The organism is Halomonas maura, assembly GCF_030409305.1.
Taxonomy (GTDB): Bacteria; Pseudomonadota; Gammaproteobacteria; order Pseudomonadales; family Halomonadaceae; genus Halomonas; species Halomonas maura.
The window spans coordinates 24,430-45,956 of the sequence record NZ_JAUFPQ010000018.1; the positions used below are offsets into that span (position 1 = coordinate 24,430).

The window sequence follows — 21,527 nt, forward strand, 5'->3', positions numbered from 1 at the left end:
GGTGGCGGGTCTTGGCAAGCGACGGCCCGCGCGGCCACGCTCCGGCGTGTCCGGCCTCCAGCAACGGCGCCGCGAGGCCCCCGCGTCCCCCCCGGGGGATGACGAGGGGGCGATCCTGACCATTCAGGGCCTCGCCCACGACGGCCGCGGCGTGGCGCGGACCGCGGCCGGCAAGACCGTCTTCGTCGACGGCGCATTGCCCGGCGAGCGGGTCGAGGTCGCGGTGCACCGCACTCGCCAGCGCTACGACGAGGCCCATGTACGGACCCTGGTCGAGGCCTCGCCGGAACGGGTCTCGCCACCCTGCGCCCACTTCGCCCGGTGCGGTGGTTGTGACCTCCAGCACTTGAGCATCGACGGCCAGCGGCGCCACAAGCAGGCGGTGCTGCGCGAACTGCTGGCGCGGCAGGCCATCGCCCCGGCGGGGGAGCCCGAGCTGCTGGCGGATGCCGGCGAGGGCTATCGGCGTCGCGCCCGGCTCGGCGTCAAGGTCGATGGCGACGGCGGCGTGCATCTGGGGTTTCGGGCCCGGCACAGCCACCGGCTGGTGGATATCGAGAGCTGCCCGGTGCTGGTGCCGTCGCTGTCGGCCCTGCTGGCGCCGCTTCGCCGGCTGGTCGAGGGGCTCCAGGCGCCGCGCCAGGTCGGGCACCTGGAACTGCTGGCCAGCGATGCCGGTGTGACCCTGGTGGTGCGCCAGCTGCGCGACCAGCCCACCGATACCGCCCGCTGGCGGGACTTCGCCGCGACTCGCGGCCTGCACCTGGCGCGCTGGGTCGGGCGCGAGGCGCCGGTCTTCGAGTGGCTGACCCCGCGCCCCGAGCTCGCCAGCCGCTTGCGGGTCGCCGCCCAAGAGGTCACCCTGTGCTTTTCCCCGGGGGACTTCCTGCAGGCCAACGAGGCCGTCAACCAGCGCATGGTGGCCACCGCCCTGGCCTGGCTGACGCCCCTCGCCGCCGGGGAACGGGTGCTGGACCTGTTCGCCGGGGTGGGCAACTTCAGCCTGCCGTTGGCCGCGCAGGGGGCGCGGGTGCAGGCCGTGGAAGGCAGCCCGGCGATGGTCGCGCGCCTGGCCGACAATGCCCACCGCAACGGTCTCGCGGTGGAGGCCCGCCAGGCGGACCTCACCGACGGCGCCGCCTGCCGGGCGCTGCTGGCGGAGTCGGAAGCGGAGACGGTGGTCCTCGATCCGCCCCGGGACGGCGCGGAGACGGCCTGCCGCCTGCTGGCCCGGCACCCGGTGCCCCGGGTGCTCTACATCTCCTGCGATCCGGCCACCCTGGCCCGGGATGCGGCGTCGCTCGTGCGGGCCGGCTATGTCGTCAGCCGGTGGGCGGTGGCCGACATGTTCGCCCATACCGCCCACCTGGAATCCATGCTGCTGCTCGAGAGCCCCCACGCCGGGCAGCCGCACCAAGGAGCCACAACCGATGGTTAAAGTGCGGGAAGACCAGCCGCTGGCCGAGGATGGCCGGGTCGACATCGCGCAATGGGTCGAGCGCCTGCAGGAAGACGTCAAGCTGCCCGCCCCGGACGAGATGCGCACCGCCTGCGCGCTGGCCCAGCGCCTGGAACTGGAGTCCGAGCGGCCCCACAAGGCCTGGCTCATGGACGGCTCGAGCTTTCGCATGGGCCTGGAGATGGCGGACATCCTCGGCGAACTGCGCCTCGACCAGCCGGCCCTCGAGGCCGCCGTGCTGTATCGCGCGGTGCGCGAGGGGCTGATCGGCCTGGAGGAGGTCGGCAAGCGCTTCGGCACCGAGGTCGCCGGCCTGATCGACGGGGTACTGCAGATGGCCGCCATCAGCACCTCCCAGATGCCCAGCCAGGGGCTGATCCAGCACGACCAGCAGGACAACCTGCGCAAGATGCTGGTCAACATGATCGACGACGTGCGGGTGGCGCTGATCAAGATCGCCGAGCGGACCTGTGCCCTGCGCCAGGTCCGCGACGCCCCTCGCGAGAAGCGCCTGCAGGTGGCCCGCGAAGTCTTCGACATCTACGCCCCGCTGGCCCACCGGCTGGGCATCGGCCACCTCAAGTGGGAGCTGGAGGACCTGTCCTTCCGCTATCTCCACGAGGACGACTACAAGGCCATCGCCCGCCAGCTGGCCGAGAAGCGCCTCGACCGCGACCGCTACATCCACGACGTGGTGGAGACGCTGAAGTCACTGATGGACGCCCAGGGCATCCATCGCTATCAGGTGGACGGCCGGGCCAAGCATATCTACTCGATCTGGCGGAAGATGAAGCGCAAGCGCATCGACTTCTCCCAGGTCCACGACATCCGCGCGGTGCGGATCCTGGTGCCCGAGGTCAACGACTGCTACACGGTGCTCGGCATCGTGCATTCGCGCTGGCATCACGTGCCCAACGAGTTCGACGACTACATCGCCAACCCCAAGAAGAACGGCTACCAGTCGCTGCATACCGCGGTCTTCGGCCCGGAGGGCAAGGTGCTGGAGATCCAGATCCGCACCTTCGCCATGCATGAGGAGGCCGAGCTCGGGGTCTGTGCCCACTGGCGATACAAGGGCCACGATACCAGTGCCCGCAGCGCCAGCTACGAGGAGAAGATCGCCTGGCTGCGGCAGGTGCTGGAATGGCAGGAGGAGGTCGGCGACTTCGGCAACATCCGCGAGGGGCTGTCCAGCGACGTGGCCCCGGACCGCATCTACGTGTTCACCCCGGACGGCCATGTCATCGACCTGCCGCGGGTAGCCACCCCCATCGACTTCGCCTACCGGGTGCACACCGAGGTGGGCCACCGCTGCCGGGGTGCCAAGGTCAACGGGCGCATCGTGCCGCTGACCTATCGGCTCAAGACCGGCCAGCAGGTGGAGATCCTCACCGCCAGCAAGAGCGGGCCGAGCCGTGACTGGCTCAACCCCAGCCTCGGCTACGTCTGCACCTCGCGGGCCCGGGCCAAGATCCAGGCCTGGTTCAAGCACCAGGCCCGGGACCGCAACCTCGAGGAGGGGCGGGCCCTGTTCGAGCGCGAGATGAAGCGCCTCGACGTCGAGGACATGGACCTCACCCGGCTCGCCAACAAGGTCAACTACAGCGGCCCCGATGACATGTATGCGGCGCTCGGGGCCGGCGACCTGCGCATCGGCCAGGTGCTGCACCAGGCCCAGCAGCTGTTCGGCGAATCCGACGACCAGGAGCAGCTCGACAAGCTGCTGGCCAAGCCGCGCAAGGCCGCCGGCAAGGGCGGCAGCGGCGACATCACCGTGCTCGGGGTCGGCAACCTCAAGACCAGCATGGCCAACTGCTGCCACCCGGTGCCCGGCGAGGCCATCGTCGGCTTCATCACCCAGGGACGCGGGGTCACCGTGCACCGCGAGGACTGCCCCAACATCCTGCAGCTGCGCCTCGACGAGCCCCAGCGGGTGATCGAGGTGGAGTGGGGCGAGCGGGCCCGCACCCAGTATCCGGTGGATATCGAGATCCAGGCCTGGGACCGCTCGGGCCTGCTGCGCGATGTCACCGGCGTACTCGGCCACGAGAAGGTCAACGTGCTGTCGGTGAACACCCTGACCGACACCGACGATGGCATCGCCCGCATGGCGATCACTCTGGAGGTCGATGGGCTGGAAACCCTGGGCCGGCTGTTCTCGCGCATCCAGCAGCTACCCAACGTCATCGAGGTGCGTCGCCTGCGGGCCGGCGCCAAGGGCAAGAAGAAACGCGGGAGCAAGCGGGCATGAGTGAGCGACGCTACGGTCTCGACGACCTGCTGACCCTGATGGCGGTGCTGCGCGACCCCGAGCGGGGCTGTCCCTGGGACGTCAGGCAGGACTGGGACAGCATCGTCCCCCACACCCTGGAAGAGGCCTACGAGGTGGCCGACGCCATCGAGCGGCGCGCCTTCGAGGAGCTGCCCGGCGAGCTCGGTGACCTGCTCTTCCAGGTGGTCTACTACAGCCAGTTCGCCGCCGAGGAGGGCCGCTTCGACTTCCGCGACGTGGTGCACACCCTCACCGCCAAGATGCTGCACCGCCATCCCCATGTGTTTCCCGACGGCAGCCTGGCGTCGCGCCGCGAGGGGATGAGCGCCGCCGAGGTGGAGACCCGGCAGGTGCATTCCCGCTGGGAGTCGCTCAAGGCCGAGGAGCGCGACGCGCGCACCGAGGCGGCCACGGCCTCGGTGCTGGACGACGTGCCGCGCACCCTGCCGGCGCTGTCCCGCGCCGCCAAGCTCTCCAAGCGCGCCGCCCGGGTCGGCTTCGACTGGCCGGACAGCCGCGGGGTGATCGCCAAGCTGCGCGAGGAGCTCGCCGAGGTCGAGGCGGCGCTGGCCGCGGGGGACCGGGAGCATGCCGCGGAGGAGGTCGGTGACCTGCTGTTCGCCACCGTCAACCTGGCCCGGACCCTCGGGACCGACCCCGAGCGCTGCCTGCGCGCCACCAACGGCAAGTTCGAGCGTCGCTTCCGCCATGTGGAAGCCGCCCTGGCCGGAGAGGGCACGCCGCTGGCCGAGGCCGGGCTCGCGCGCATGGAACATCACTGGCAGGCCGCCAAGCGTCAGGAATCCACAGGCACAACACACTCGGAAGGAGACTCCCCGACATGAGTGACGACCTGCACGAGTCGCTGCGCGACAATGTCCGCATCCTGGGCGACAGCCTGGGGCGCACCATCGCCGATGACCTGGGCGAGGGCTTCGTCGACCGCATCGAGTCCATCCGCGCCCTCGCCAAGCAGGGACGCCAGGGCGAGGCCGACAGTCGCCGCCAGCTGATCGACTACCTGCGTGGGCTCCCCGACAGCGACCTGCTGCCGGTGACCCGGGCCTTCAACCAGTTCCTCAACCTGGCCAATATCGCCGAGCAGCACTACCGGGCGCGCTTCCGCCGGGTCGAGGACTACAAGCCGGGGGCCCAGCCGGTGCTCGGCGAGCTGCTCGAGCGCGCCCGGGGCGAGGGCCATTCGCCCCGCCAGCTGGTCGAGACCCTGTCCAACATGCGGGTCGAGCTGGTGCTGACCGCGCATCCCACCGAGGTCATCCGCCGCACCCTGATCCAGAAGTACGACGCCATCGATGACTGCCTGACCGCCATCGAGTCCTCCACCGACTACCCCGAGCGCGGTGCCCGGGCCCAGGGGCGCCTCGAGGAGCTGATCAGCCAGGCCTGGCACACCGACGAGATCCGCCACGAGCGCCCGACCCCGGTGGACGAGGCCAAGTGGGGCTTCGCGGTGATCGAGAACTCGCTGTGGCAGGCGGTGCCCGACTTCCACCGTGACCTGGACAACCTGCTGCTGGACACCGCCGGCGAGCGGCTGCCGCTGGACGCCGCCCCGCTGCGCTTCGCTTCCTGGATGGGCGGGGACCGTGACGGCAACCCCAACGTCACCGCCAAGGTGACCCGGGAAGTGCTGCTGCTGGGCCGCTGGATGGCGGCGGACCTCTACCTCCGGGATCTCGAGCAGCTCAAGACCGAGCTGTCGATGTGGAAGGCCAACAGTGCCCTGCGGGCCGAGGTGGGGGAGGTCGCCGAGCCCTACCGGGAACTGCTCAAGCGGCTGCTCGCCAAGGTCGAGGCCACCCGGGACTGGGCCAAGGCCCAGCTCGACGGCAGGACCCACGATGGTGGCCCGATCATCGAGACCCGCGACCAGCTCTATGCCCCGCTGCTGGCCTGCTACCGTTCGCTGTGCGACGTGGGCCTCGACACCATCGCCAATGGCGTGTTGCTCGACACCCTGCGCCGGGTGGCGGTGTTCGGCGTCACCCTGACCAAGCTCGACCTGCGCCAGGAGGCCAGCCGTCACGCCCAGGCCCTGGAGGAGCTCACCGAGGGGCTCGGCCTGGGCCACTATCGTGACTGGAGCGAGGAGCAGCGCCAGGCCTTCCTGCTCGACGAGCTGGCCTCGCGGCGTCCGCTGATCCCGCGCCGCTGGGAGTGCTCGGCGGAGACCCGCGAGGTCCTGGATACCTTCCGGGTCATCGCCTCCGAGCATGCCGAGGCGCTCGGCACCTACATCATCTCGATGGCCGCCCAGCCCTCCGACGTGCTGGCCGTGGCGCTGCTGATGAAGGAGGTCGGCGGCAACGTCACCCTGCCCATCGCGCCGCTGTTCGAGACCCTCGACGACCTCAACCGCGCCGGTGACGTCATCGACCGCCTGCTGGCGCTGCCCGGCTATCGTGCCCTGGCCGGCGACCGCCAGGAGGTGATGATCGGCTACTCGGACTCCGCCAAGGACGCCGGCCAGCTGGCCGCGGCCTGGGCCCAGTACCGGGCCCAGGAGGCGCTGGTCGAGGTGTGCCGCCAGCATGGCGCCGACCTGACGCTCTTTCACGGCCGCGGGGGCACCGTGGGCCGTGGCGGGGGGCCCGCCCACGCGGCCATCCTCTCCCAGCCGCCGGGCTCGGTGAACGGCAGCCTGCGGGTGACCGAGCAGGGCGAGATGATCCGCTTCAAGTTCGGCCAGCCCGAGATCGCCCTGCGTTCCATGGAGATCTACACCTGTGCGGTGCTCGAGGCCTCGCTGCTGCCACCGCCGACCCCCGAGCCGGCCTGGCGGGAGGAGATGGATCGGCTGGCCGGGATCGCCCACAGTGCCTACGTCAGCGTGGTGCGCGAGGATCCCGACTTCGTGCCCTACTTCCGCTCGGTGACCCCGGAAGGCGCCCTGGGGCGCTTGCCCCTGGGCTCGCGGCCGGCCAAGCGGCGCCAGGATGGCGGCGTGGAGACCCTGCGCGCCATTCCGTGGATCTTCGCCTGGACCCAGACCCGCCTGATGCTGCCGGCCTGGCTGGGCAGTGGCGAGGCCTTCGCCACGCGGCTGGAGGAGGAGGGCGGCCTCGAGGTGTTGCGCGAGATGCGCGACCGCTGGCCCTTCTTCGGCACCTACCTGGACATGCTGGAGATGCTGCTGGCCAAGGCCGACGTGGGCATCGCCACCTACTACGAGAACCGCCTGGTGGACGAGCCCGCCCTCGAGGCCCTGGGGGCCCGGCTGAGGGAGCGCTTCGGTCGACTCAGCGAGGGGGTGCTGCAGATCCTCGACCAGCAGGAGCTGCTCGAGAGCACGCCATTGATCCGCCAGGCGGTGGAGGTACGCAACCCCTACATCGATCCCCTGCACGGCCTCCAGGCCGAACTCCTGCAGCGTAACCGGGACGCCGACGGGGCGATCAGCGCCGATCTCTCCCGGGCCCTGATGGTGACCATGGCGGGGATCGCCGCCGGCCTGCGCAACACCGGCTGAGCCCGGGCTTCGCCCGGGAGCGTGAAGCCGGAAGAGCGCCGCTTCGCGGCTGGCAGCGGGAAGCACAACCGCCTCCGTGGCAAGGCCACGGAGGCGGTTTCATTAACGCTGCCTTCCGGCTGATCGCTCAGAAGGGGAAATGCACCGAGGCGGTGAGCCGGTTGAGGTGCGCCAGCTCCCGATCCTGGAAGCGCTGGTAGTCCAGCCGGCTGATCATGTGGGCGAGGTGAAGGCGTGCCCCGAACCCCTTGACCCGGCTGGTGCCCGCGCCGGGCGCCGTCTCCTCGGGGCCGGCCACCGTCTCGCCCTGCCAGCTCGCCAGCCCCGACTTCGCGTAGAGGCCGAACCAGCCCAGCCGCACCCCGGCCAGCAGGCTGCCGCCCAGGCTGGTGGTGTCGACGATCATGTGCCGATCGCCGCCCGAGATGGGGACGTCCTCGCTCTCCTCGTAGCTGACCTCGGCGCCCAGGTCGAGCCGGGGCAGGCCCGGGGGGGTGTAGCCGGCGGTCAGGCGGAAGCCCGAGGTGATCCCGTCGAGGGTCGCTACGTCGGCGCCCTGCAGGCTCAGGCCGTTGTCGAGTCGGGCGAGGTCGGTCGGCTGCGCGATGTAGGCCGGCGACGCGGCGTCTCCCAGCGCCGGCAGTGTCACCGCCAACGCGACGGCGGCCAGCGACGGCCGCCATGCCTTGTGGATTGTCATTACCCCAGACCCCGGCGCGGTCTGCCGGTGGCGCCGCGCCTGATTTCGTTATCGACTTGACACTAGCAGGCCCGGCGCGAGCCCGCCAGGCGGAATCAGGCGTCGGCGGCGGCCAGCTGGCGTTGCAACTCGGCCAGCCGGGGGGCGGGCAGGCCGTGTCGACGGGCTGCGGCCAGCAGCGGGGCGAGGATCGCCTCGTGCTCGGTGGGACGACCGGCGAGCCGGTCCTGCAGCATCGAGGCGCGGTTGTTGGCGGTGGCGGCGACCACGCTCCAGACCAGTGCCGGGAAACCCCCGTCGGGGGCGGGGATGCCCTCCGCGGCCATCACGGCGGCGAGCTCGTCGAGCAGCGCGTCGACCATGGGTCGGAAGGGGCGATCGCGGAGCTGGCCGTTGCGGATGCGAAAGCGTGCCACCAGGGGGTTGATGGCGGCGTTCACCGCCAGCTTGTGCCAGAGCCGCACGCGGATGTCCGGCACGGCCGCGGCCGGCAGGCCGGCCGCGGCGAGCCGGGTCGCCAACGCGGCGGCGAGCGTGCCGTGGCCGCCGCCGAGGTGGCCGAGCAGGGTGCGGCCATGTCCGGCATGCACCACGCCTGCGTCACCCTGCAGGTAGGCACCCTCGGTGGTGCTGGCGCACAGCACCGGCCCGGTCCAGCGCTCGGTCAGGGTCGCCTGGAGCCCAACGCCGTTCTGCCACAGCACCAGCAGCGTGTCCGGGGGCAGCCAGGGGGCGATGGCGGCGAAGGCCGCCTCGGCGGCATAGGCCTTGGTGGTGAGGTGGACGGTGGTGACGTCGGCGGCGAGGGCGTGGTCGAGGGCGTCGAGGGTCAGGCAGGGGATCTCGCGGGTGCGCGTCTCGCCCGTCGGGGTGGTCAGGGTCTGGCGGGGCGGGAGGGGGCGCCTGCCGAGCAGCGTCACCCCTTCGCGGCTGGCCAGGTGCAGCGCCACCAGGCGCCCCAGGGCCCCGGGGCCGACGATCAGCTGGTGGCTCATGGACGCTTGTTCCGCGGGCGGGCGGCGCCGCGGCGCTTGTCGGCCTGGCGCCGGCCGGCCGGCTTGCGCGACGCCTTGCCGCGCCGCGTGGCCTTGGCCTCGACGCCCCGGGCGTCGGCCAGGGCCCGCTGCATGCGGCCGGCATCGGCGCAGCCCAGCAGGTCGCGCAGGTCCGCGACCAGGCCAGCGAGGAAGGGCGCCGGGGCGTCATCGTCCTCGGCGATGGCCGACAGGCGTTGTTCCCACTGGGCGGTGCGCTCGGGGCGCCCCACCGCCTCGGGGAGCGAGGCGATCAGGGCGCTGCCCAGGCGGGTGGCTCTCAGCGCCTTGCCCTCCCGGGCCAGGTAGCCGCGTTCGAGCAGCGTCTCGATGATGCCGGCCCGGGTGGCCTCGGTGCCCAGGCCGTCGGAGTCGCGCAGGGTACGGCGGATCGCCGGGTCATCCACGTAGCGGGCGATGTTCATCATCGCCTTGATCAGGCTGGCGTCGGTGAAGGGCTCGGGGGGGCGCGTCTCGCGATCCTCCACGCCGACGTCCTCGACGCGACACGTCTCGCCCTCGTCCAGGGGCGGCAGGGGTGGGGCCTCGTCCCGGGTGGTGAACAGTGGCTTCCAGCCGGCCTCCAGCACCTCCTGGCCCCGGGCGCGGAAGCATTCCCCGAGCAGGGTGAACTCGGCCTTGACCTCGCGGGTCGACAGGGCGGGATAGAACTGGGCGATGACATTGCGGGCGATCAGCCGAAAGACGTCCGCCTCCTGGCCCGACAGACGGCTCGGGTCGGCGGCCTTGCCGGTGGGCGCCAGGGCATGGTGGGCGCCGACCCGCTGGTCGTTCCAGGCCTTGGAGCGCCGGGAGAAGTCCGCGCCGGCCAGCCAGCGGCGCAGGGTCTCGTCGCCGCCGCAGGCGCCTTCCAGGGTCGCCCGGGCGCCCACCCAGTGGTCCTGTGGCAGGTAGCGGCAGTCGGAGCGAGGATAGGTGATCAACTGGTGGCGCTCGTAGAGGCGCTGGCAGATGTCCAGCACCGCCTTGGCGGAGAGCCCGTGACGGCGGGCGGCATCCACCTGCAGCGCCGAGAGCGAGTAGGGCAGCGGTGCGGCCTGACGCTTGTCGCGGCGCTCGAGGTGACTGAGCCGGCCCTCGGTGCCGGGCAGCCGGGCGGCCAGGGCGTCGGCGGGGGCCCGGGCGAGCAGCCGCCCCTGGTCGTCCAGCGGGTGCGCCTCCCCCGGGACCCACCAGGCCCGCAGCCGGCCGCGGGCCACCGCCAGGTCCGCCCACAGCACGTGGAAGGGGCGCGGCTCGAAGTCGCGGATCTCGCCGTCGCGGCGGACCACCAGGCCGAGCACCGGCGTCTGGACCCGGCCCACCGAGAGCACGCCGTCGTGACCGGCCTGGCGGCCGATCAGCGTCCAGGCCCGGGTCAGGTTGATGCCGTAGAGCCAGTCCGCCCGGGCCCGGGCCTGGGCGGCCCGGTAGAGCGGCGCGTAGCGGGCGTTGTCCTCCAGGCGCGACAGGGCGCGCTTGACCGCCGGGGCGTTGAGATCGCTGATCAGCAGCCGGGACACCGGCCCCTTCCAGCCCAGGTGCTCGATGACCTCCTGCACCAGCAGCTGGCCCTCCCGGTCGGGGTCGCCGGCGTGCACCACCTCGCCGGCCTGCTTCAGCCGCTTGCGGATCACCGCCAGCTGGCCGCGGGCCTTGGGACGCGGGGTGAGCTTCCAGCGTTCGGGCAGGATCGGCAACAGGTCGAGCCGCCAGGGCTTGTAGGCCGGGTCGTAGGCATCGGGCGGGGCCTGTTCCAGCAGGTGGCCCAGGCACCAGGTGACCACGGTCTCGCCGGCCACCAGGGCGCCGTCCTCGCGGCGGCTGGGAGCGGGCAGGGCATCGGCGATGGCGCGGGCCAGGCTGGGTTTCTCGGCGATGATCAGGCGCATGGGACCTCGTGGGGCCGTTGAGGGTCATGGGAATTCTTACAGTATTCCATGGCGGTCGCCAGGTGTAGCATGGATATTCAGTTGTACAACTCTTGTAATGCTTTAAGGCGGAGGCGACGCCATGCGTGAACGCGGTCGGACACGGCGCCTGCTGGGGCTCGGCACCCGCACCGGCGGGGCGGTGCTGAAGATGCGCCTGGGCGGGCAGAGCGACTGGCGGGCCCTGGGCGAGGCGTTGTTCGATGGCCTCTCCGAGCTCAAGGGGCCGGCCATGAAGCTGGCCCAGATCATGGCCCAGTGGGACGACCTGCTGCCCGCCGAGCTGGTCGACGAGCTCGCGCGCCTGCAGCGCCAGGCCGAGCCGATGCCCTGGGCGGAGATCCGTCGTACCCTGGACGCCCAGTACGACGACCTGGACGCGGTCTTCGCCTCCATCGAGCCCCGGCCCTTCGCCAGCGCCTCCATGGGGCAGGTCCACCGGGCAGTCACCCGGGAGGGCGAGACCCTGGTGCTCAAGGTGCAGTATCCCGGGCTCGACCAGGTGCTGGAGGACGACCTCGTCCAGCTGCGCCGGTTGATGCGGCTGGGCCGCTGGCTGCGGGTGCCCCAGGCGCGCCTCGACGCGCTCTTCGAGGAGCTGGCGGCCAGCCTGCGCGGCGAGCTCGACTACCGCGCCGAGGCCGAGGCCCTGATGCGCTACCGGGCGCGCTATGCCCACCTCGCGTCGCTGGTGATTCCCGAGCCCCTGCCGGCGCTGTGCGGCCCGCGGGTGCTGGCCATGCGCTACGTGCCCGGCACGCCGCTGCGGGAGCTGGAGGCCGGCGACGACGCCACCCGCCAGCGCATCGCCAACACCCTGGCCGACTGGCTCACCGAGGAACTCTTCACCTTCGGGGAGCTGCATGCCGATCCCCATGCCGGCAACTTCGCCGCCGATGACCAGGGACGGCTGGTGATCTACGACCTGGGGGCGGTGATCCCGGTCCCCCCCGAGCGCCTCGCGGCCATGCTGCGGCTGCTCGAGGCCACCCTGGACGCCGATCCCATGGCCATGGACACGGCCCTGCGGGCCTTGGGCGGACGCCAGGGGGAGGGGGCCCCCCTGGCGCTCTACCAGGAGGCGGCGGCGGCCGTGGCGCCGCTGTTCGCCCCGGGGCCTCAGGACTTCGGCGACGTACGTGTGCACCGTCGCCTGCGCGAGCTCAGCCCCCGGGTCTGGGCGGCCATGGACCGGCTGCAGCCGCCGGCGGAGACCCTGCTGCTGTCGCGGACCCTCAACGGCCATTACTGGAACCTGGTGCGCCTCGGCGCCCGGCTCGACATGGCCGACCGGGTGCGGCCCCTGATGGCGCGGGCGCGTTAACAATCGTCCGCCGATGGCGTTGCTGTCTCACCAGGCGTCAGGCCAGGCGACGGCCGCCGTCAAGGGTGGTTCCCTTGACCAGGCCGTCAACGCCGCATGACGCCTGGTGAGGCGCAACCCGAAGGGCCGGGCCGGTGGCTGCGCAGCTCTTTGTTGTTCACGACTCACTTGGCACCACCAAGCCACGTCGTTCACGCCGCGATCTGCACAACCACCGGCTCCGGCGCAACGTGCGTGCGATTGTTAACGCGCCCGCGGGCCCTGGCCTGAAAGCGGCTGCCCACATGCCGGTCGGCTGGTAGACTGTACGGTTTTCCGGTAGTGGAGACGGCAATGCTGGCGGTATGGGTGGAACAGCTGCTGGGGTTCGCCTCGGGAGCCCTCACGGCCATTCGTGAAGATGAACGCTATCCGACGCTGATGGCCTGGGCACGCAGCGAGGGTCCCGCCCTGGTCGGCGGCGACCTGGCGCTGGCCCAGGCACTGGCCCCGGAACTCTGGTCGCAGACGCCCCTGGCGCGTCTCGGTTTCGCCTGCGAGGCCCTGGCCCGGCCGGGACGCAACGAGCCCTGCTGGTGCGATTCCGGGCGCAAGACCAAGCAGTGCTGCGGCGCCGTGACGCTGCCCGGCCACGTCCCTTCACACCTGATGTGGATGCTGTCGCTGCGCGACTGGAAGGGCGACACCCTCAAGGCGGCGCTCGCCAGCGGCCGGGCGCCGGCCCAGGCGCTGCTCGAGGCCGGCCTGATCGCCGCCGAGTCGGGGCAGCGCGGCCGGGCCCAGCAGGTCCTCGAGTCGCTGTTCGAGAACGCCGACTGGTCGCGGCTGCCGGAGCAGGCCGAGCCGGCCTTCGAGATCCTCGTCGACCTCTACCAGGAGCGCGGCTTCCATCGCAAGCGCGAGGCGCTGCTCGACGAGGTGCTCGACCGGGGGCCGCTGTTCCTGCGCGGCGTGGCCCTCGAACGGCTGTGCCTGCTGCACCTCGACAACGACGACCTCGACAGCGCCCGGGCGGCCTTCGTGCGCGCCCAGCAGGCCCTGCCCGACTCGCCCACCCTGGCCTATATCGAGGCCATGCTGCTGCTCCACGAGGGCCACGAGGAGGAGGCCGCGGAGCGCTCGCGCTTCTGGTTCCGCCGGCTGTCCCGGCAGGGTGACCTGGAACCCGAGCAGCTGCAGTTCCTGGCCGACCTGGCGGAGAACCCCGGGGCCACCCTCGCCGAGCAGCTGCTCAACGCCGAGGAGGACCTGGCGGAGCCGCTGGTCTCCCTGCAGGCGCTGCTCGAGGCGCTGCCCACCGCCCCGCCGCTCGACCTGCGTGCCGAGGACGGGGCCCTGGCCTATCACCGCAGCGCCCGGGAGGACACCCTGTTCGCGGCCTTCCAGGCGGTCTTCCAGTCTCAGGTCGAGGGCGAGGCGCCCATGGGCTTCGACAGCGATCCCTGGCCCCAGGCCGAGGACTGGCTGCCGGCGCTGTGCGCGCACCCCGAATGGCTGGACGCCCCCGCCGTGGTGCAGTCGCTGGCCCTGGCGCTGACCAGCCGCTTCGGCAGCCTGCCGTGGATGGCGCCGAGCCTCTTCGAGCCCCTGGCCGACCGGCTGGAACGCTGGCTGGACCAGGCCCGCCGCACCGGCGAGGCGACCCTGGGCTGGGAGGTGGCGGACAACGCCGTGCTGCTGCGCACGGGCCTGGCCCTGGTGGTGGGCATGGAGCGCGGCGCCCGCCAGCGCTCGCGGGAACTCGCCGAGACCCTGCTGACCCTCGACGACGAGGACAGCCTGGGGCTGCGCGAACTGGTGCTCGACCAGCTGCTGCGCGAGGGGCGCGACCGCGAGGCGCTGGCCCTGAGCGAGCGGGCCGTGGCGGCCCCGGACGAGGAGGAGGGCCTGCTGGGCATGCTGATGGGACGGGTGCTGGCGCTGTTCCGCCTGGGGCGGCGTGACGAGGCCGCCGAGGCCCTGGCCCAGGCCCGTCGCCACAATCCCCATGCCCTGGCCATGCTGTGTGCCGACAACCCGCGGCCGGCGAGCCCCGGCACCAACGGCACCGCCTCGCCCGGTTCCCGGGCCGAGGCCTGGCAATACCGCACCCTGATGCGCGACCAGTGGCGCGCCACCCCGGGCGCCCTGGACTGGCTCGGCGAGCAGCTCTCCTGAGCCTCGTGGCGCTCAGGCGGTGCCGGCGGCCGGCACCAGTGAGCGATCGCGACTGATCCAGATCGCCAGGGCGATGGCCGGCAGCCCCAGCAGGGAGGCCAGCAGGAAGAAGCCGGCATAGCCCTGGCCGGCCACCATCAGGCCGCCGAAGCCACTGAGGAACTTGCCCGGCAGGGTCATCAGCGACGAGAACAGCGCGTACTGGGTGGCCGTATAGGCCCGGGACGTGAGGCTGGAGAGAAAGGCGATGAACACCGCACTGGCCAGGCCGTTGGAGAGGTTGTCGCCGATGATGGTGGTCACCAGCATGGCCAGGTTGTCCCCGGCTATCGACAGGGCGACGAACAGCAGGTTGGTCAGGGCGGTGGCCGCCGCCCCCAGCACCAGGATCGGTCCGATGCCGTAGCGTGCCACCAGCAGCCCGCCGAGGATCCCCCCGCCGATGCTCATGGCGATGCCGAAGACGTTGGTGACGTTGGCGATGGTCGCCAGGCTGAAGCCCAGGTCGATGTAGAGCGGGTTGGCCATGGAGGCCATGGCCAGGTCGCTGATCCGGAAGACCGCCACGAAGACCAGCAGCCACAGGGCCTTGCGCCGGTGACGGCTGAAGAAGTCGGTGAAGGGGCAGACCACCGCGCCGATGGCCCAGGCGCCGAGGCGACGCTGCCAGGCCGCGCGGCCGCGACTGGCGCGCAGGAAGGCGCGCACCCGGGGCTCGTGGATCAGCTGGGTGGTCAGCGCGAGGCGGGCCGGCTCCGGGCGCACCAGCACCGTGATCACCCCCACCCCCACCAGGGCGGCCATGCTCAGGTAGGCGGCCTGCCAGGACACCAGCGAGGCCACGTAGAGCGCGCCGGCGCCGGCGGCGATCAGGCCGCCGCGGTAGCCGATGATGTAGGTGGAGGCCATGGCCGCCTGCATGTCGTCGGGGGCCGACTCGATGCGGAAGGCGTCGATGGCGATGTCCTGGGTGGCCGAGCCGAAGGCCACCAGCAGGGCGCAGGCGGCGACCAGCGGCAGGTGGCCCACCGGGTCGAGGCTCGACAGCCCCACCAGGCCGGCGGCGATGGTCAGCTGGGCCAGCAGCATCCAGCCGCGGCGCTGGCCGAAGGCGCGGGTCAGCCCGGGCAGCGCCAGGCGGTCGACCACCGGCGCCCAGAAGAACTTGATCGAGTAGAGGATGCCGATCCAGGCGAAGAAGCCGATGGCCGCCACCTCCACGCCGTCGCTGCGCAGCCAGGCCGAGAGGGTGGAGAACACCAGCAGGAAGGGCAGGCCCGCCGAGAAGCCCAGGAACAGCATGGTCAGGACCGGCGCCCGCAGGTAGATCGACAGGGCGTCACGCCAGCTGCGCTGCGCGGTAGGGGTCGGCATGGCGTAGGCTCTCCTTGCGGGACACGCCTCGGTCGGGGCCACGCGCCGAGGCCATCGATGGTAAGATTGCCCCCGCGGTCGGGCGACTCGCGACACGGGCGGCATGCGTGCCGATTGTTGCAGAGCCCCGGCGGTGATACCAGCCAGAACCTCGAGCAGGAACGCCATGAGTGATGACGATATCCCCCTGGGCCATGCCGACGATGCCGTGCCGCGCTGGTACGTGATCCAGTGCAAGGGCGGCGAATCCTTTCGCGCCGCCGAGCACCTGGGCAATCAGGACTACGAGGTCTTCCATCCGGTGCTGCAGGTCCAGAAGAAGCGACGCGGCAAGCTCGAGTGGGTCAGCGAGCCATTGTTCCCCCACTACCTGTTCATCCGCCTCGACCGGCTGGACAGCAACTGGCGGCCGATCCGCTCGACGCGGGGGGTGCTCAGGCTCGTCACCTTCGGCGTCGACCTGCCGGTGCCGGTCAGCGATGCGCTGGTGGAGACGCTGCGCTGCCATGGCAGCCCGGACGCCGAGGACGCGGCCAACATCTACTTCCGTGCCGGCGAGATGGTGGAAATCACCGAGGGTCCCTTCAAGGACCTCCAGGCGGTGTTCTCCAGCCACAAGGGCGAGGAGCGCGCCATCGTGCTGCTCAACATGCTGCACAAGCAGCAGCGCCTCGAGATGCCCGTCGCCCAGCTGCGCCGCCGCGACTGACCGTTTTCCCCGTTTTGGAGATTCCCATGACTATCGCCCCGCAGCGGGTCGTGAGCCTGCACTATGTGCTCAGTGACCGGGACGGCAACGTCCTCGACGACTCGCGTGCCCGTCAGACGCCGCTCGAGTACCTGCATGGCCACGGCAATATCATGGCCGGGCTGGAGCGCGCCCTCGAGGGCCGGGCCAGCGGCGCCGAGCTCAGCGTCACCCTGATGCCGGCGGAGGCCTATGGCCTGCGCGACGAGGCGCTGGTGCGCGAGGTCGGGCGTGGCGCCTTCCCGGTGGCCGATCTCGCCCCGGGCATGCGCTTCCAGACGCCCGGCGACGCTGGCCCGGAGATCGTCACGGTGGTCGAGGTGCGCGACGACAGCGTGCTGATCGATACCAACCACCCGCTCGCCGGCCACACGCTGTGCTATCGCCTCGAGGTCCTCGAGGTCCGCGAGGCCACCCGCGCGGAGCTGGCCAAGGGCCATCCCCTGCCGCCCGGCACCGCCCCGAGCGAGGTGGAAGACAAGAAGATGCCCTGAACGTCGTCGTCGGGCGACAACGGGACCGTCAATTTGCAGCCTCTGGGGAAACGGCCGCAGGAGCGGGGGCGTCGAGGCGGGGGCGCGATAGGCTAGGGGCATCGTTCAGCCACACAGGGATGCCCGACGATGAGCGAGACCACCACCTGCCCGCGCCGTCGCAAGCTGCTGGCCGCCCTCGGCCTGGTCGGGGTCGCCGCCTACGCCGCCCCGACGCTCTCCAGCCTGGGCCAGGCCCAGGCCGGTGACTGGGACGACGGCCGCTGGCGGATCATCTACGAGACCCACCCGGAGGCCCGCGATCGTCGCTATGTGGACGACTACCGCGAACATCGCCACCGCAAGCACCACCGCCACTCGAAGCACAGCCGTCATAGCCATAGCCGGCACAGCCATAGCCGGCACAGCCACAGCCACAGCTATCCCAGCCGCTGGTGATGGGCCGGCTCATTCAGCCCCTGCAGCCTGCGGGGCTCGGGGTGACCGTGCGCGTGGAGAACGCCCCGCAACTTTCCGAGGCGTTGCGCGCGGCGATGCCCGGCTGGCCGCTGGCGCGCTGGCCGGCCCCGGCGGCGCGGTCCCGGGAGCTGTCGGCCTGGCGGGAGGGAAGCGGCTACTGCCAGGCCGTGCCGGGCCGCTCCCGCCCCCGGCGGCTGCCCGGCCTGGCCACGGCGTCCTGCAGCCTGATCGCCGACCTGATTTCGCTGCTTCTCGACGCCCGGCCGCAGATGGTCGGCCTGCACTGTGCCGCCGTGGAGGTCGCTGGGCGGCTGGTGCTGTTCCCCGCCACACACCGGGCGGGCAAGAGCCTGCTCAGCGCGGCCTTCGCCGCCGCCGGCTATCGGGTGTTCGGCGACGACGTGCTGATGCTGAGCGACGACGGGCAGGGCCGGGCGCTGGGCATCGCGCCGCGGCTGCGGCTGCCCCTGCCGCCGAGCCTGTCGCCGGAGTTGGCGCGCTTCATCGCGGAGCATGACGGCGTCTCGGATGATCGCTATCGCTACCTGGCACTGGACGACGACCGCCTCGCCGGCCACGGCGAGGCACGGCCCATCGGCGCCATCGTGATGCTCGACCGGCTGCTCGGCACGCCGGCCGCGAGCCTGTCCCGGCTCAGCCCCGGCGATGGGCTCCTGCAGCTGCTGGGTCAGAGCCTCGCCGGCGAGGACCATGATCCCGCCCGCCTGCTCGAGCGGCTGTTGCCGATGATGCACGACCTGCCCTGTCGCCTGCTGCGCTACGACGATCCCATGGCGGCCGTCGAGGCGGTGGCGGCGGGCCTGGCCGAGGCGCCCGCGGACGAGTGCCGTCCCGCACAGGCTGCTCCGATGCGTGACGTCCGACCGGCCACCGCTGACCCGGCCACCGCCTGGCGTCGCCTGCCGGTGGAGACGGAGTATGCGCTGGGCGAGGAACACTTCCTGGTCGATGCCCATGGCGGCGTCCACCGACTCAGCGCCGTGGCCGGCGGCATCTGGCGCCTGCTGGGGCTCGAGCCCCTGGCGAGCGCCGAGGTGGCGGCGCTGCTGGCCGAGCGTTTCCCCGACGTCGGGCGCTCGCGCCTCGGCCGCGATGTGGCGCTGCTCTTCGCCGACCTGGCGGCGGCCGGGCTGATCGCGCCCGTCGATTGCTAGGCGACGTCAGGCGGTCGCTTCTTCGCTCATTTCGTCGCCGGCCTCGCCCGAATCTGACCTGCGTCAAGTCACGTCGGCCTCCAGGAACGAGGCCGGCGACAAACTTGATGCAGGTCAGTTTCCGTTCCCCCTCGCCACGCTAGAGTGCACTCAACACATCGAGACGGGGGACCACACCATGTACTGGGATGACGCCGTGATCTTCGGGCTGGCCACCGTCGGGATGATGATCGCTTTCATGGGGGGCTGGATCGCGTTCATCGTTCGCGACCATCACCGCAAGGGCAAGCCCAAGCACTGAGCCAGCCGCTCCACCAGTCGTCAGGGGAGGGGGGTACGTCCCCCCACTAGGCCGATCCACTTGGATCGGCCTTTTTTTATGTGCGGGTGCGTCCACGGCGAGCGAGGGCGCGACCGGCGCACGCCTCACCCGCCGGCGTGCCGCGGCGGGCCCGGGCGAGGGGCGTTGGCGAGCGTCAGCGCTCGGCGGTCAGGTGCTCCACGGCGTCGCCGCCGGTGGGCGTCCAGCGCGTGGCGAGGGCGCGCATCACCCGCTCGGGGTACCAGGTCTTGCCCAGGCTGCCGTTGTAGCGGGCCAGCGCCCGGGTCAGGTCGCCGCGCTCCACCGCCAGGTAATGGGCGAGGATGGTGCAGCCATAGCGCAGGTTGCGCCAGGGATCCTTGAGGTCGTCGGCGGGCAGCCCCAGCTCGCGAATCCAGAACGGCATGATCTGCATCAGGCCGGTGGCCCCGGCCGAGGACACGGCGTCGGCGCGGAAGGCACTCTCCACCTGGATGACCGCCAGCACCAGCTCCGGGGCCAGCCCCGCGAGGCGCGCCTCCTGGTGGACCCGGGCCAGCAGGGCCTGACGGTAGGCGTCATCGGCCACGTAGCGTGCCAGCCGCGGCGTCATGTCCCTTACCCACTGGCGGGCCGCCCAGACCTCCGCGGGGGCGCGCGGCGCCTGGCGCACGCCGGCCAGGGTGGTGCGCAGCGAGGCGGGCGTCTCGGGCAGGGCGCGCACGCCGGCGGGAATCTCGGGCGACGGCGCGGCGGAGAGCGCCGCGAGAAAGCCCGCCTCGCCCTGGGCCAGGGCGGACGGGCTCGCCAGCCAGGCCGTCACCAGCAGGGCGACGGCCAGCAAGGGGCCCTCAGGTGCCGATCTTCTCGCCCAGGAAGTCGAGGATCTCCTCGGCGGGTACCATGGTGGCGTCGGTATCACGGCGTCCCTTGTATTCCAGTTCACCCTTGTCCAGTCCCCGGTCGCCGACCACCAGGCGATGGGGGATGCCCATCAGTTCCTGATCGGCGAAGCGTACCCCCGGGCGCAGGTCGCGATCGTCGAGCAGCACGTCGAAGCCGGCGGCCCGCAATGCCTGGTAGAGGCGCTCGCTCTCTTCGCGGACCCGCTGCGACTTGTGGGCATTCATCGGTACCACCGTCACATGGAAGGGGGCGATGGCGTCCGGCCAGATGATGCCGCCCGCGTCATTGTTCTGTTCGATGGCGGCGGCCACGACCCGGGTCACCCCGATACCATAGCAGCCCATCCAGGGATGCGCGGCCTTGCCGCTGTCGTCGAGGACGGTGGCGTTCATCACCTCGGAGTACTTCCGGCCGAGCTGGAAGACGTGGCCGACCTCGATTCCGCGCTTGATCGCCAGGGTGCCCTTGCCGTCCGGTGAGGGGTCGCCCTCGACCACGTTGCGCAGGTCGGCGACTCGGGGCAGCGCCACGTCGCGCTCCCAGTTGATGCCGAAGTAGTGCTTGCCGTCGATGTTGGCGCCGGCGCCGAAGTCGCTCATCATCGCCACGCTGCGGTCGATGATCACCGGCATGGCCAGGTTCACCGGGCCCAGCGAGCCGGGGCCGGCGCCCACCACCGCGCGGATCTCCTCCTCGGTGGCCATGGTCAGGGGGCTGGCCACCTCGGGCAGGTTCTCGGCCTTGACCTCGTTGAGCTCGTGGTCGCCGCGCACCAGCAGGGCGATCAGGCCACCCTCGGTGGCGCGGACCATCAGCGTCTTGATGGTCTTCTCGATGGGCAGGCCGTGCTGCTCCACCAGGGTGGCGATGGTGCGGGCGTCGGGGGTGTCGACCAGGCGCAGCTCCTCGCCGGGCGCGGCGCGCTCGCCCTGCGGGGCCAGCGCCTCGGCCTTCTCCATGTTGGCGGCGTAGTCGGACTCGGTGGAGAAGACGATGTCGTCCTCGCCGGACTCGGCCAGCACGTGGAACTCGTGGGAGCCGGTGCCACCGATGGCGCCGTTGTCGGCGATCACCGGGCGGAAGTCGAGGCCCAGGCGCGTGAAGATGCGCACATAGGCGTCGTACATCACCTGGTAGGTCTCCATCAGCGAGGCCTCATCGATATGGAAGGAGTAGGCATCCTTCATGAGGAACTCGCGGGAACGCATCACCCCGAAACGCGGGCGGATCTCGTCGCGGAACTTGGTCTGGATCTGATAGAAGTTCGACGGCAGCTGCTTGTAGCTGGAGATCTCCCTGCGCACCAGGTCGGTGATGACCTCCTCGTGGGTCGGGCCGACGCAGTAGTCGCGCTCGTGGCGGTCCTTGAGGCGCAGCAGTTCAGGGCCGTACTGCTCCCAGCGGCCGGACTCCTGCCACAGTTCCGCCGGCTGGACGGCGGGCATCAGCACTTCCTGGGCGCCGGCCCGGTCCATCTCCTCACGGACGATGCGCTCCACCTTGCGCAATGTCCGGAGGCCCAGCGGCAGCCAGGTGTAGAGGCCCGAGGTCAGGCGGCGGATCATGCCCGCGCGCAGCATCAGCTGGTGGCTGATCACCTCGGCGTCGGCGGGGGTTTCCTTCAGGGTGGAGATCAACAGTTGCGTGGCGCGCATGGGGTCGGGGTGTCCTCGAGCAAGAGTCTGGGGAAGCGGGTCGGGTCG

At 71.5% G+C, this 21,527-nt stretch carries 17 protein-coding genes; 11 read left to right on the forward strand and 6 right to left on the reverse strand.

What is annotated here, in order from left to right; all coding sequences use genetic code 11:
• Position 1: 1 nt before the first annotated feature.
• From QWY76_RS12180 to ppc, 4 genes are read left to right on the forward strand one after another with little or no spacing between them, the layout of a single operon-like run.
• Positions 2 to 1,438 carry a TRAM domain-containing protein gene (locus QWY76_RS12180; protein ID WP_290311497.1) on the forward strand — a complete coding sequence of 479 codons (1,437 nt, stop codon included), beginning with the start codon at positions 2 to 4 and terminating at the stop codon, positions 1,436 to 1,438.
• Positions 1,431 to 3,710 (forward strand): GTP diphosphokinase, encoded by a 2,280-nt coding sequence (relA, locus tag QWY76_RS12185; RefSeq protein ID WP_290311498.1) that lies wholly within the window; start codon positions 1,431 to 1,433, stop codon positions 3,708 to 3,710. The genes QWY76_RS12180 and relA overlap by 8 nt, the downstream gene beginning before the upstream one ends.
• Positions 3,707 to 4,576 (forward strand): nucleoside triphosphate pyrophosphohydrolase, encoded by an 870-nt coding sequence (gene mazG, locus QWY76_RS12190; RefSeq protein WP_290311499.1) that lies wholly within the window; start codon positions 3,707 to 3,709, stop codon positions 4,574 to 4,576. Before relA ends, mazG begins: the two co-directional genes overlap by 4 nt.
• Positions 4,573 to 7,221: a phosphoenolpyruvate carboxylase gene (gene ppc, locus QWY76_RS12195; RefSeq protein ID WP_290311500.1), complete on the forward strand. Its 2,649-nt coding sequence runs from the start codon at positions 4,573 to 4,575 to the stop codon at positions 7,219 to 7,221. The genes mazG and ppc overlap by 4 nt, the downstream gene beginning before the upstream one ends.
• A gap of 127 nt (positions 7,222 to 7,348) precedes the next feature.
• On the opposite strand, the gene QWY76_RS12200 is transcribed toward ppc, so the two are convergent.
• The 3 genes from QWY76_RS12200 to QWY76_RS12210 all read right to left on the reverse strand — a co-directional run bounded on the left by QWY76_RS12200 (position 7,349) and on the right by QWY76_RS12210 (position 10,847).
• Positions 7,349 to 7,921, reverse strand: a complete 573-nt coding sequence (locus tag QWY76_RS12200; RefSeq protein ID WP_290311502.1) for a hypothetical protein — start codon at positions 7,919 to 7,921, stop codon at positions 7,349 to 7,351.
• 95 nt (positions 7,922 to 8,016) lie between these two features.
• The gene (locus QWY76_RS12205) at positions 8,017 to 8,916 is read right to left on the reverse strand and encodes a ketopantoate reductase family protein (protein WP_290311503.1); all 900 of its coding nucleotides are present in this window, start codon (positions 8,914 to 8,916) and stop codon (positions 8,017 to 8,019) included.
• Positions 8,913 to 10,847, reverse strand: a complete 1,935-nt coding sequence (locus QWY76_RS12210) for a DNA topoisomerase 3 (protein ID WP_290311504.1) — start codon at positions 10,845 to 10,847, stop codon at positions 8,913 to 8,915. Before QWY76_RS12210 ends, QWY76_RS12205 begins: the two co-directional genes overlap by 4 nt.
• 121 nt (positions 10,848 to 10,968) lie before the next feature.
• Between QWY76_RS12210 and QWY76_RS12215 the strand changes: the two genes are divergently transcribed.
• The gene (locus QWY76_RS12215) at positions 10,969 to 12,210 is read left to right on the forward strand and encodes an ABC1 kinase family protein (RefSeq protein ID WP_290311505.1); all 1,242 of its coding nucleotides are present in this window, start codon (positions 10,969 to 10,971) and stop codon (positions 12,208 to 12,210) included.
• Positions 12,211 to 12,543: 333 nt separating this feature from the next.
• Positions 12,544 to 14,367, forward strand: coding sequence for an SEC-C metal-binding domain-containing protein (locus QWY76_RS12220; RefSeq protein ID WP_290311506.1), 1,824 nt, complete (start codon positions 12,544 to 12,546; stop codon positions 14,365 to 14,367).
• A 12-nt stretch (positions 14,368 to 14,379) separates the two neighbouring features.
• Here QWY76_RS12220 and QWY76_RS12225 read toward each other — a convergent pair whose 3' ends face one another.
• Positions 14,380 to 15,741 (reverse strand): AmpG family muropeptide MFS transporter, encoded by a 1,362-nt coding sequence (locus tag QWY76_RS12225; RefSeq protein ID WP_290311507.1) that lies wholly within the window; start codon positions 15,739 to 15,741, stop codon positions 14,380 to 14,382.
• Positions 15,742 to 15,907: 166 nt separating this feature from the next.
• Between QWY76_RS12225 and rfaH the strand changes: the two genes are divergently transcribed.
• From rfaH to ccoM, 5 genes are all read left to right on the forward strand, one after another.
• Positions 15,908 to 16,450, forward strand: coding sequence for a transcription/translation regulatory transformer protein RfaH (gene rfaH / locus QWY76_RS12230; RefSeq protein ID WP_290311509.1), 543 nt, complete (start codon positions 15,908 to 15,910; stop codon positions 16,448 to 16,450).
• 26 nt (positions 16,451 to 16,476) lie between these two features.
• Complete coding sequence (locus tag QWY76_RS12235) at positions 16,477 to 16,983, forward strand: FKBP-type peptidyl-prolyl cis-trans isomerase (protein ID WP_290311510.1); 507 nt, start codon at positions 16,477 to 16,479, stop codon at positions 16,981 to 16,983.
• A gap of 129 nt (positions 16,984 to 17,112) precedes the next feature.
• Positions 17,113 to 17,421, forward strand: a complete 309-nt coding sequence (locus QWY76_RS12240) for a hypothetical protein (RefSeq protein ID WP_290311511.1) — start codon at positions 17,113 to 17,115, stop codon at positions 17,419 to 17,421.
• A 41-nt stretch (positions 17,422 to 17,462) separates the two neighbouring features.
• On the forward strand, positions 17,463 to 18,617 hold the full coding sequence (locus QWY76_RS12245) for a PqqD family peptide modification chaperone (RefSeq protein ID WP_290311512.1): 1,155 nt from the start codon (positions 17,463 to 17,465) through the stop codon (positions 18,615 to 18,617).
• Between the two features lie 178 nt (positions 18,618 to 18,795).
• Complete coding sequence (ccoM, locus tag QWY76_RS12250; RefSeq protein WP_290311514.1) at positions 18,796 to 18,918, forward strand: cytochrome c oxidase subunit CcoM; 123 nt, start codon at positions 18,796 to 18,798, stop codon at positions 18,916 to 18,918.
• 175 nt (positions 18,919 to 19,093) lie between these two features.
• Here ccoM and QWY76_RS12255 read toward each other — a convergent pair whose 3' ends face one another.
• Both QWY76_RS12255 and QWY76_RS12260 read right to left on the reverse strand, forming a co-directional pair.
• Positions 19,094 to 19,654, reverse strand: a complete 561-nt coding sequence (locus tag QWY76_RS12255) for a transglycosylase SLT domain-containing protein (protein WP_435388984.1) — start codon at positions 19,652 to 19,654, stop codon at positions 19,094 to 19,096.
• 115 nt (positions 19,655 to 19,769) lie between these two features.
• On the reverse strand, positions 19,770 to 21,479 hold the full coding sequence (locus tag QWY76_RS12260) for a proline--tRNA ligase (protein WP_290311517.1): 1,710 nt from the start codon (positions 21,477 to 21,479) through the stop codon (positions 19,770 to 19,772).
• Positions 21,480 to 21,527 lie beyond the last annotated feature (48 nt).

Excerpts from the sequence above, each read along its gene's own strand:
- relA (WP_290311498.1), top strand. The coding sequence starts at position 1,431 with ATGGTTAAAGTGCGGGAAGACCAGCCGCTGGCCGAGGATGGCCGGGTC.
- mazG (WP_290311499.1), top strand. The coding sequence starts at position 3,707 with ATGAGTGAGCGACGCTACGGTCTCGACGACCTGCTGACCCTGATGGCG.
- ppc (WP_290311500.1), top strand. The coding sequence starts at position 4,573 with ATGAGTGACGACCTGCACGAGTCGCTGCGCGACAATGTCCGCATCCTG.
- QWY76_RS12200 (WP_290311502.1), bottom strand. The coding sequence starts at position 7,921 with ATGACAATCCACAAGGCATGGCGGCCGTCGCTGGCCGCCGTCGCGTTG.
- QWY76_RS12205 (WP_290311503.1), bottom strand. The coding sequence starts at position 8,916 with ATGAGCCACCAGCTGATCGTCGGCCCCGGGGCCCTGGGGCGCCTGGTG.
- QWY76_RS12210 (WP_290311504.1), bottom strand. The coding sequence starts at position 10,847 with ATGCGCCTGATCATCGCCGAGAAACCCAGCCTGGCCCGCGCCATCGCC.
- QWY76_RS12215 (WP_290311505.1), top strand. The coding sequence starts at position 10,969 with ATGCGTGAACGCGGTCGGACACGGCGCCTGCTGGGGCTCGGCACCCGC.
- QWY76_RS12220 (WP_290311506.1), top strand. The coding sequence starts at position 12,544 with ATGCTGGCGGTATGGGTGGAACAGCTGCTGGGGTTCGCCTCGGGAGCC.
- QWY76_RS12225 (WP_290311507.1), bottom strand. The coding sequence starts at position 15,741 with ATGCCGACCCCTACCGCGCAGCGCAGCTGGCGTGACGCCCTGTCGATC.
- rfaH (WP_290311509.1), top strand. The coding sequence starts at position 15,908 with ATGAGTGATGACGATATCCCCCTGGGCCATGCCGACGATGCCGTGCCG.
- QWY76_RS12235 (WP_290311510.1), top strand. The coding sequence starts at position 16,477 with ATGACTATCGCCCCGCAGCGGGTCGTGAGCCTGCACTATGTGCTCAGT.
- QWY76_RS12240 (WP_290311511.1), top strand. The coding sequence starts at position 17,113 with ATGAGCGAGACCACCACCTGCCCGCGCCGTCGCAAGCTGCTGGCCGCC.
- ccoM (WP_290311514.1), top strand. The coding sequence starts at position 18,796 with ATGTACTGGGATGACGCCGTGATCTTCGGGCTGGCCACCGTCGGGATG.
- QWY76_RS12260 (WP_290311517.1), bottom strand. The coding sequence starts at position 21,479 with ATGCGCGCCACGCAACTGTTGATCTCCACCCTGAAGGAAACCCCCGCC.